This window comes from Cupriavidus sp. UME77 (assembly GCF_014170355.1).
Taxonomy (GTDB): Bacteria; Pseudomonadota; Gammaproteobacteria; order Burkholderiales; family Burkholderiaceae; genus Cupriavidus; species Cupriavidus basilensis.
The window spans coordinates 78,662-88,542 of sequence record NZ_LZZU01000072.1; the positions used below are offsets into that span (position 1 = coordinate 78,662).

A 9,881-nucleotide genomic window follows, 5' to 3' on the forward strand; every position below is an offset into this window, starting at 1 on the left:
CCGATGCGCGACATTCTGCATTTTTCGCACGCCAATGGCTTTCCGGTCAGCACCTACCGCAAGCTGTTCGGAATGCTGGAAGACGAATTCGAGATCCGCGCCGTGGACCGTTATGGCCACGACCCCAAATTCCCGGTCACGCGCGAGTGGCCGCACCTGGTCGATGAGCTGCTGGATTCTATCGAGCAGAAGTACCGCGAGCCGGTGTGGCTGGTGGGGCATTCGCTGGGTGGTTTCCTGTCGCTGATGGCCGCGCTGCGCCGCCCGCAGTGGGTGCGCGGTGTGGTGATGCTGGATTCGCCCGTGATTGCCGGGTGGCGCGCCGCCTTGCTCAAGGCCGGTCAGCGCTTCGGCCTGGATGAGCGGCCCAGCCCGGCCGCCGCGACCCGGCGGCGGCGCACGCACTGGCCGGATGCCGATGCGGTGTGGGAGCATTTCCGCTCCAAGCCGGTGTTCGCGTCGTGGGACGAGGAAGTGCTGCGCGACTATGCGATGCATGGCACGGAGCCGACCGGCAACGACGCCGAGCGCCGCCTGCGCTTCGAGCGCGAGATCGAGTACCAGATCTACCGCACGCTGCCCACCAGCCTGGGCGCGCGCGTGGCGCGCGGCGCGCCGGTGCCGGTCAGCTTTGTCGCCGGCACGCGCTCGCGCGAAGTCCGGCAATGCGGGCTCGGCGCCACGCGCAAGCTGGTGGGCGAGCGCCTGCGCTTTATCGAGGGCGGGCACCTGTATCCGATGGAGCGGCCCGGGCAGACTGCCGGGCTGATCCGCGATCTGGTCGGGCAGATGCGGGGCGATGGCGCTGCCTGCGCGCGTCCGTAGCCGGGGCCGGATAGGGCGGGGGCGGGGACGCGAGTGCGAAGCGGCGAAAGCGTCTCAGCGGCTGCCGGGCAAGGCGACTTGTCGCAAATGCGGCGCTGCAGCAGGCGGCCTCTCATGTATAATCCCGATTTCCCCGGCAAGCTCGGTTTATGACCAAATTCGTCTTCGTCACCGGTGGTGTCGTCTCTTCTCTCGGCAAGGGCATCGCTGCTGCTTCGCTCGCGGCCATTCTCGAGTCGCGCGGCCTCAAAGTCACCCTCCTCAAGCTAGATCCCTACATCAACGTCGATCCCGGCACGATGAGCCCCTTCCAGCATGGCGAAGTGTTCGTCACGGAAGACGGTGCGGAAACCGACCTCGATCTTGGCCACTATGAGCGCTTCGTCTCGGCCAAGATGCGCAAGTCGAACAACTTCACCACGGGCCAGATCTACGAATCGGTGATCCGCAAGGAACGCCGCGGCGAGTACCTCGGCAAGACGGTGCAGGTGATCCCGCACATCACCAACGAAATCCAGGCCTTCATCGAGCGCGGCGCGGCTGCGTCCCACGGTGGCAAGGCGGACGTCGCGCTGGTGGAGATCGGCGGCACGGTGGGTGACATCGAGTCGCTGCCCTTCCTGGAAGCCGCGCGCCAGATGAGCCTGCGCATGGGCCGCAACCACGCTGCCTTCGTGCACCTGACGCTGGTGCCGTTCATTGCCAGCGCCGGCGAGCTCAAGACCAAGCCGACCCAGCACTCGGTGCAGAAGCTGCGTGAAATCGGTATCTCGCCGACCGCGCTGCTGTGTCGCGCCGACCGCCCGATTCCGGACGAAGAGCGCGCCAAGATTTCGCTGTTCTCCAATATCCCGCAAGAAGCCGTGATCTCGGTGTGGGATGTGGACAGCATCTACAAGATCCCGCAGATGCTCAACGAGCAAGGCCTCGACCGCCTGATCTGCGAGGAACTGCGTATCGATCCGAAGCCGGCCGATCTCTCCATGTGGCAGCGCCTGGTCAATGCCCAGGAAAACCCGCAGCACGAGGTCACCATCGGCATGGTGGGCAAGTATGTCGACCTGACCGAATCCTACAAGTCGCTGATCGAAGCGCTGCGCCACGCCGGCATGCACACCGCCACCCGCGTGAACATCGAGTACATCGATTCGGAAGAGCTCGAATCGGGTCACCTCGAAGTGCTCAAGCCGCTGGACGCCATCCTGGTCCCGGGCGGCTTCGGCAAGCGCGGCACGGAAGGCAAGATCCGCGCGATCCAGTACGCTCGCGAGAACAAGGTGCCGTACCTGGGCATCTGCCTGGGCATGCAGCTGGCCGTGATCGAGTTCGCTCGCCACGTGGCGGCGATGGCCGATGCCAACTCGACCGAGTTCAACCTGGAAACCGAACATCCGGTGGTCGCGCTGATCACCGAGTGGGTGGATCGCGAAGGCAAGGTTGAGCAGCGCTCCGCCGAATCCGACCTGGGCGGCACCATGCGCCTTGGCGCGCAGCGCGTGCCGGTCAAGGCCGGGACCAAGGCCAGCCAGATCTATGGTCCGGAAGTCAACGAGCGCCATCGCCATCGCTATGAGGTCAACAATCACTACGTGCCGACGCTGGAAAAGGCGGGCATGGTGATCTCGGCGCGTACACCGACCGAAGACCTGCCCGAGATGATGGAACTGCCGGAAAGCCTGCACCCGTGGTTCGTTGGCGTGCAGTTCCACCCGGAATTCACCTCCACCCCGCGCGATGGCCATCCGCTGTTCAAGGCCTACGTGGAAGCGGCGCTGGCCAGCCAGCAGAAGAAGGCGGGCTAAGCCCCGGCACCGCAAGCAGGAGATTAGCGATGAAACTCTGTGGATTTGACGTCGGCCTGGACCGGCCTTTCTTCCTGATCGCCGGCCCGTGCGTGATTGAGTCCGAGCAGATGGCGCTGGATACGGCCGGTGAGCTCAAGGCGATCACCAGCGAGCTCGGCATTCCCTTTATCTACAAGTCCTCGTTCGACAAGGCCAACCGCTCGTCGGGCCGGACCTTCCGTGGCCTGGGCATGGAGAAGGGCCTCGAGATCCTCGCCACCGTCAAGCGCGAGATCGGCGTGCCGGTGCTGACCGACATCCACGAGATCGACGAGGTCAAGCCGGTGGCGGCCGTGGTCGACGTGCTGCAGACGCCGGCCTTCCTGTGCCGGCAGACCGACTTCATCCGTGCCTGCGCGCAGAGCGGCCGCCCCGTCAATATCAAGAAGGGGCAGTTCCTCGCGCCGCATGACATGAAGAATGTCATCGACAAGGCGCGCGATGCCGCGCGCGAGGCCGGGCTGCCGGAAGACAGCTTCATGGCCTGCGAACGCGGCGTTTCCTTCGGCTACAACAACCTGGTCTCGGACATGCGCTCGCTGGCGATCATGCGCGAGACCGGCGCGCCAGTGGTGTTCGACGCCACCCACTCGGTGCAGCTGCCGGGTGGCCAGGGCACCAGCTCGGGCGGCCAGCGCGAGTTCGTGCCGGTGCTGGCCCGCGCCGCAGTGGCGGTTGGCGTGGCGGGCCTGTTCATGGAAACCCATCCGGATCCGAGCAAGGCCATGTCGGACGGCCCCAATGCCGTGCCGCTGTCGCGCATGAAGGAACTGCTGTCGGTGCTCAAGGACCTGGACACCCTGGTCAAGCGCACCGGCTTCCTGGAAGACAATTTCGGCTGGCCGGCGGCTTGCGCCTGAGCTTGCCGTGCCACCGCGGTCATGGCCGTCATCAGGCGGCCATGATCAGCCAAGTAGAATCAACATCATAAGAACTCACGGAGATACGCCATGGCCAGCGGCTATATCATTGCCCACGTCGATGTCACCGATCCCCAGCAGTATGAAGAGTACAAAGTGCTCTCCAGCCATGCCATGAAGGTGCATGGCGCCGAGGTACTGGTGCGCGGCGGCAAGACCGAGAAGCTCGAGGGCGACTGGGCCCCGACGCGCGTGGTCGTGCTGAAGTTTCCCAGCTATGACGCGGCTAAGTCGTTCCACGACAGCGAGGAATACCGCGCCGCGCGCACGTCGCGCGAGCATGCCGCGCGCATGAACATGATCGTGGTGGAAGGCGCTTGAGCGTTAGTCGGCTCAGTCAGCTGTAGCCAGCGGTAGTCCGGGGCATGGCGCCCGTGTAGTAAGAAGTCATCAAGCATCAACAGTCCAAGAGGAATCCATGAGTGCAATCGTAGATATCATCGGTCGCGAAGTTCTCGACTCGCGCGGTAACCCGACGGTCGAGTGCGACGTCCTGCTCGAATCCGGCGTGATGGGCCGCGCGGCAGTGCCGTCGGGCGCATCCACCGGTTCGCGCGAAGCCATCGAGCTGCGTGACGGCGACAAGTCGCGCTACCTCGGCAAGGGCGTGCTGAAGGCGGTCGAGCATATCAATACCGAAATCTCCGAAGCCATCATGGGCCTGGACGCTTCCGAGCAAGCCTTCCTGGACCGCACCCTGATCGACCTCGACGGCACCGACAACAAGGCCCGCCTTGGCGCCAACGCCACGCTGGCCGTGTCGATGGCCGTGGCCCGCGCCGCTGCCGAAGAAGCCGGCCTGCCGCTGTACCGCTACTTCGGCGGGTCGGGCGCGATGCAGATGCCGGTGCCGATGATGAACATCGTCAACGGTGGCGCGCACGCCAACAACAGCCTGGACATCCAGGAATTCATGATCATGCCGGTGTCGCAAACGAGCTTCCGCGAAGCCCTGCGTTGCGGCGCTGAAGTGTTCCACGCACTGAAGAAGATCCTGTCCGACAAGGGCATGTCCACGGCGGTTGGCGACGAGGGCGGCTTTGCCCCCAACTTCGCTTCCAACGAAGAGTGCCTGAACACCATCCTGCTGGCCATCGAGAAGGCTGGCTACCGTGCCGGCGAAGACGTGCTGCTGGCACTGGACTGCGCGGCGACCGAGTTCTATCACGAAGCCGAAGGCCAGTACCACCTGGATGGCGAAGGCCTGAAGCTGACCTCGACCCAGTTCGCCGACTACCTGGCCAACCTGTGCGACAAGTTCCCGATCGTGTCGATCGAGGACGGCATGGGCGAAGGCGACTGGGAAGGCTGGAAGGTGCTGACCGACAAGCTGGGCAAGCGCGTGCAGCTGGTCGGCGACGACCTGTTCGTCACCAACACCAAGATCCTGAAGGAAGGCATTGAAAAGGGCATCGGCAACTCGATCCTGATCAAGATCAACCAGATCGGCACCCTGACCGAAACCTTCGCCGCCATCGAAATGGCCAAGCGCGCTGGCTACACGGCCGTGATCTCGCACCGTTCGGGCGAGACCGAGGACAGCACCATCGCCGATATCGCGGTGGGCACCAACGCCGGCCAGATCAAGACCGGCTCGCTGTCGCGTTCGGACCGTATCTCGAAGTACAACCAGCTGCTGCGCATCGAGGAAGATCTCGGTGATATCGCCAGCTACCCGGGCAAGAGCGCGTTCTACAATCTGCGCTAAGCTCGTGCCATGCGCCGGCCGCGCACCATGCCGCGGCCGGCGCATGACGCAACTTCCCTTCTTTTGCTTAAGCGCCAGAATCCATGCGCCTGATCTCGTTGCTGTTGTTTGTGCTGTTGCTTGCCATTCAGTATCCACTATGGCTGGGCAAGGGCGGCTGGCTGCGTGTGTGGGATATGGACAAGCAGGTGCAGGAACAGAGCGCGCACAACCAGGCGCTCAAGCTGCGCAATGCCAAGCTGGAAGGGGAAGTGAAGGACCTGCAGGATGGCACCGGCGCCATTGAGGAGCGTGCCCGCTATGAGCTGGGCATGGTCAAGGATGGCGAGGTGTTCGTGCAGTTCGTGGCACCGGCCCCCAAGGTCAGCGCCACGCCGCCGCTGCCGCCGCCGGCGAACTCCCCGGCATTCAATCGCCACTAAGCTGGCGTCTTTCCCGTTTTCTGTCTCGTTTCTGTCTCGTAGCGTCTGCCACCGTTGCTCCGCAACGGCATGGATGAAGCATGCTCGCGTCCTTGGTCGCTTGCTGCACCAGTTTCGTCGGCTGCTTACCGCTGCTCACCACCAGTACGGATAGCCACCGTAGCCCCAGCCCCGGTATCCCGGGCTGCTGAATCCGACTCCGCCGCCCCAGTGCCCGCCGCCCCAGCCGCCGTAGTACAGGTTCCAGCTAGGGGAGGGATACGCATTGTAGGTTGCCGCCCGCGCCATGGCTTCCGCCTGTTGCTGGCGGGCAATCGCGGCATCCTGCTCGCGCAGTACCTGGCGGTTCAGCTCGCCGATCTTCTGGATATCTTCCGCGGTGACGGGCGGCGGCGGCACGCCGTTGGGCGCCAGGCGGGCAGTCGGCGGCGAGCCGTTGAGGTCGCGCGGCAACTGGGCGCAGCCGCCGCAGGCCAGCACGGCGCCGAGCAGCATGGCGCTGATGGTGGCGCACGGGTGAGAGGACAAAGCGGACATGATGACTCCCTGATTCTGGTGGGGCGCTGACGCTTGGACCCCGGCGCGGGGCAGAAAGGTTCCTGCCGTCGCGCTTCCCATCGTGGCTCGCATCGTCGTTCGCATCGCCGTCCCGCGCGCTGCACGCTCAGTGCTGCTGGCCCGCGCCGTCGCCGGCGCCGGTAGCCACAGGGACCGGCGTGAACAGCTGCGCGCAATCGACCGGGTCGAAGTGGTATTGCTGGCCGCAGAAATCGCATTGGATTTCCACTTCGCCGCGCTCCACCAGGATGTCTTCAATCTCCACGCGGCCCAGGTTCTGCAGCATGCCCGCCACCTTGGCGCGCGAGCACGAGCATTGGAAGTGGGGAGTCAGCGGCTCGAACACACGCAGGCCGGTGGCTTCCAGGTCTTCCCAGAACAGGCGGCGCAGCAAGGTGTCCGGCGTCTCGGCCAGCAGTTCGGCGTCCTTCAGCGTGGCGCCGAGCTGGCAGGCACGGTCCCAGGTGTCGAGGTCCTGCGCGCGGGCGGTGTCCGCCAGCGGCGCGCCGGTTTCGCCCACTTGCGCGGGCTCACGCTCGGCGTGGCCTTCCAGCGTGCCGCCGTAGGAGGGCAGCTTTTGCAGCAGCATGCCTGCGGCAACCTTGTCGTCGGCGGCCAGCCATAGCCGCGTGTCGAGCTGCTCGGACGTCTGCATATAGTGCTCGAGCACGGCGGTCATGGATGTCATCGGGCCATGCTCGTCGGCCAGCGGCACGATGCTCTGGTATGGCTGCTGCCCGGGCAGCTTGTCCTGCGGGTCCAGCGTGATGGCAAAGCGGCCGTGGCCGCTGACGTTGACGAGATCCGCCAGCGTGGCGTCGTCGGCCAGCGTCACGCCTTCGGCCAGCTTGGCCGTTGCTCGCATCGACAGGTCGGACAGGCACTCCACCACCAGCATGCGCACCGGGCCATCGCCGTGCACTTGCATCACCAGCGCGCCGTTGAACTTCAGGTTGGCCGAAAGCAGGGCGGCGGCCGACATCATTTCACCCAGCAGCCGGCGCACCGGGGTGGGGTAATGATTGCGGCGCAGCACTTCTTGCCAGGTGGCCTGCATGCGTACCAGCTCGCCGCGTACGGGGGCCGCGTCGAACAGGAATTTCTGCAGGGTGTCAGGGGTGGTGGTGTCAGTCACGATGATCCGTCGGTAATTCGGAGCCGCTGGCGCGGCGCCTTGGTCGCTTAGTCGATGCGTTTGAGTTGTGTCTTGTACATGGCCTGGCGGGTGGCGTAGGTCTCGGCATTGCGATACAGGTTGGCCACGTCCTGCTCGGTGAGCTCTCGCACCACCTTGGCCGGCGCGCCGAGGATCAGCGAGCGGTCCGGGAACACCTTGCCTTCGGTGACCACGGCGCCGGCGCCGACAAGGCACTCCTTGCCGATCACCGCACGGTTCAGGATCACCGCCTGGATGCCGATCAGCGAGCCCTCACCCACGGTGCAGCCGTGCAGCATGGCCTGGTGGCCGATCGAGACCTTGTCGCCGATGGTCAGCGGGCAGCCGGGGTCGGTGTGGAGCACGGTGCCTTCCTGCACGTTGCTGGACTCGCCCACCACGATCGGCTCGTTGTCGCCTCGGATCACCACGCCTGGCCATACGCTGGCACGTGCCTTGAGCGTCACGTTACCGATGATGGTGGCCTCCGGCGCCACGTAGGCATCCGGATCGATGGTGGGGGCAACGTCGCCGAGCTGGTAAAGCGCCATGGGGTCTCCTGCACAAGTTCGTATGGGTATATGGGGTTTGCCGCCGGGCTTTAAAGGGTCGTGGCCGGGCCTGCTGGCATAGGATGCCAACTGCCGGGCCCTACAATGGCGGCAAACCGGATTTTACGCTTATGCCAGCAAACCTACCCGATGCCGCGTCTCCTGGCGCCCCTGACCCCGATCGCGGTGCCGCGCCCGGCGCTTTATCCGGCGTGGCTGCGCCGTCCTTGCGCCGTCAGGCGCTTGCCATCCTGTGCCTGAGCGACGCGCACGAGAAGGCCGCGGCCACGCGCCGGATGCGGCTGGCGGCCGAGGCCATGGCGCCGGAGGCCCTGGGCATCGGCGAGGCGATCGCGGCCGAACTGCCGCTGCCCGGCCGACCGCCGCTGCCCGAACTGGTGGCGCCGCAGCGGGTGGAGCGGCGGCGGTCCATCCATACGCCCGCCGGCCGCGCGGCGCTGATCCACGCGCTCGCGCATATCGAGTTCAATGCGATCAACCTGGCGCTGGATGCCCTCTGGCGATTCGATGCGATGCCGGTAGCCTTCTACCTGGACTGGCTGCGCGTGGCCGACGAGGAGGCGCTGCATTTCAGCCTGCTCGCGCAGCACCTGGCCACGCTGGATGCGCGCTACGGCGATTTTCCGGCGCACAACAGCCTGTGGGAGATGGCGGACAAGACCGCCGGCGATGTGCTGGCGCGCATGGCGCTGGTGCCGCGCACGCTGGAGGCGCGCGGGCTGGATGCCTCGCCGCCAGTGCGCGCCAAGCTCGCGGCCGCGGGCGATCATGAGGCCGCTGCCATCATCGACATCATCCTGCGCGACGAGGTGGGTCACGTAGCCATCGGCAACCGCTGGTACCGCTGGCTATGCGCCTGCCGTGGCCTGGACCCCGTTGCCACCTACGCCGAGCTGGCCGCGCGCTACCAGGCACCGCGCCTGCGGCCGCCCTTCAACCTGGCGGCGCGCCGCGCGGCGGGTTTCGACGAGGATGAGCTGGCGTGGCTCGAGGGACAGGCCGCTCAGTTGTATTCCGTCACCACGACATAGCCCTGCTTGTTGCCGCCACCAGGGCCCGCCGAGAATTGCACGGGCACGACAAAGGCGCGCGCGGTCGCCAGCTGGACGGCCCGGCCAGGCAGCAGCGGCAGGGAGGCAGACTCCGCGGAATGGGCGCCGTTCGCCGGGCAACTGATCGAGGCGGTCCCGCTCGTGCTGATTTGCGTATTGCAGGGGGGCGCGAAGATGGCCCCCCGGAAGTAGATCACGCCATCCGCGGCCCACGCGGATACCGAAAGCAAAGCACTCGCCAAGGCCAACGGCAGCCGGAGCGCGAAGCGGTGGGAGGCGGCGCGGCCGGTGCTTGCAAACGTGCTCATCGTGATCTCCTGTTGGTCATTAACTTGAAGCACATTGGGAAATTTCTGCGTGCTCGTTGGGAACTTTATTTCCCAAGGTTGGGAAAAACAATCAAGATAATCCGAGTTTTCCCAACCCTTTTTTTGCACTAATCTGTTAGGTCAGGTTGCGGAATTCGCCGCTATCCACCGTATTGATGCTACTGAGGGGTATAGGAATTCCCCTTGTTAAAAGGGCGAAAATGGAATGGTTCCGATTGGCATTTATACGAATAATCTTATAAATTTTTCGGAAAAAATGAGCTGGCATGGATGCCCCCTCCGCGACTGGAACGTGTGGTCTGATCTGCCGAATGGGATGCGCCATGGCGATGCGCTCCGCATGTCCTTGCTAACGTCAGATTCGGCGAAAACTTGACTGCCGGGAGGGCGACGCATATCGATGCGCGCGTTCGGCTGTCGGTCGCGCGGCAGGTTGTGCCGGCCGGACGCTGGGAGGCGGGGCTTGGGGGCCGGTTTGAGTGCCAGGGGCAGGGG

11 protein-coding genes are annotated in these 9,881 nt (G+C 65.2%); 7 read left to right on the forward strand and 4 right to left on the reverse strand.

The genetic code is table 11. The features are described 5' to 3' along the window. The first annotated feature begins 3 nt into the window (after positions 1–3). The 6 genes from A9975_RS28695 (at position 4) to ftsB (ending at position 5,719) form a co-directional block, all read left to right on the forward strand. Positions 4–825, forward strand: a complete 822-nt coding sequence (locus tag A9975_RS28695; protein ID WP_183035691.1) for an alpha/beta fold hydrolase — start codon at positions 4–6, stop codon at positions 823–825. A gap of 149 nt (positions 826–974) precedes the next feature. Beyond that, the gene (locus tag A9975_RS28700) at positions 975–2,627 is read left to right on the forward strand and encodes a CTP synthase (RefSeq protein WP_043344927.1); all 1,653 of its coding nucleotides are present in this window, start codon (positions 975–977) and stop codon (positions 2,625–2,627) included. Between the two features lie 29 nt (positions 2,628–2,656). Then, positions 2,657–3,529, forward strand: a complete 873-nt coding sequence (kdsA, locus tag A9975_RS28705; RefSeq protein ID WP_150983856.1) for a 3-deoxy-8-phosphooctulonate synthase — start codon at positions 2,657–2,659, stop codon at positions 3,527–3,529. 90 nt (positions 3,530–3,619) lie between these two features. Then, positions 3,620–3,910, forward strand: a complete 291-nt coding sequence (locus A9975_RS28710) for a DUF1330 domain-containing protein (protein WP_183035692.1) — start codon at positions 3,620–3,622, stop codon at positions 3,908–3,910. A 97-nt stretch (positions 3,911–4,007) separates the two neighbouring features. Beyond that, the gene (gene eno / locus A9975_RS28715; RefSeq protein ID WP_150983858.1) at positions 4,008–5,297 is read left to right on the forward strand and encodes a phosphopyruvate hydratase; all 1,290 of its coding nucleotides are present in this window, start codon (positions 4,008–4,010) and stop codon (positions 5,295–5,297) included. 83 nt (positions 5,298–5,380) lie between these two features. Further along, positions 5,381–5,719 carry a cell division protein FtsB gene (gene ftsB, locus A9975_RS28720; protein WP_174422818.1) on the forward strand — a complete coding sequence of 113 codons (339 nt, stop codon included), beginning with the start codon at positions 5,381–5,383 and terminating at the stop codon, positions 5,717–5,719. A 135-nt stretch (positions 5,720–5,854) separates the two neighbouring features. Here the strand turns inward: ftsB and A9975_RS28725 are convergent, their stop codons facing one another. From A9975_RS28725 to A9975_RS28735, 3 genes are all read right to left on the reverse strand, one after another. Next, positions 5,855–6,256 (reverse strand): hypothetical protein, encoded by a 402-nt coding sequence (locus A9975_RS28725; RefSeq protein ID WP_183035693.1) that lies wholly within the window; start codon positions 6,254–6,256, stop codon positions 5,855–5,857. A 127-nt stretch (positions 6,257–6,383) separates the two neighbouring features. After that, positions 6,384–7,412, reverse strand: coding sequence for an Hsp33 family molecular chaperone HslO (locus tag A9975_RS28730; RefSeq protein WP_183035694.1), 1,029 nt, complete (start codon positions 7,410–7,412; stop codon positions 6,384–6,386). 47 nt (positions 7,413–7,459) lie between these two features. Then, positions 7,460–7,984: a gamma carbonic anhydrase family protein gene (locus tag A9975_RS28735; RefSeq protein WP_006160208.1), complete on the reverse strand. Its 525-nt coding sequence runs from the start codon at positions 7,982–7,984 to the stop codon at positions 7,460–7,462. Positions 7,985–8,115: 131 nt separating this feature from the next. Between A9975_RS28735 and A9975_RS28740 the strand changes: the two genes are divergently transcribed. After that, on the forward strand, positions 8,116–9,036 hold the full coding sequence (locus tag A9975_RS28740) for a ferritin-like domain-containing protein (protein ID WP_254615377.1): 921 nt from the start codon (positions 8,116–8,118) through the stop codon (positions 9,034–9,036). On the opposite strand, the gene A9975_RS28745 is transcribed toward A9975_RS28740, so the two are convergent. After that, on the reverse strand, positions 9,009–9,365 hold the full coding sequence (locus tag A9975_RS28745) for a hypothetical protein (protein WP_183035695.1): 357 nt from the start codon (positions 9,363–9,365) through the stop codon (positions 9,009–9,011). The two genes, A9975_RS28740 and A9975_RS28745, sit on opposite strands and share 28 nt — an antisense overlap. Positions 9,366–9,881 lie beyond the last annotated feature (516 nt).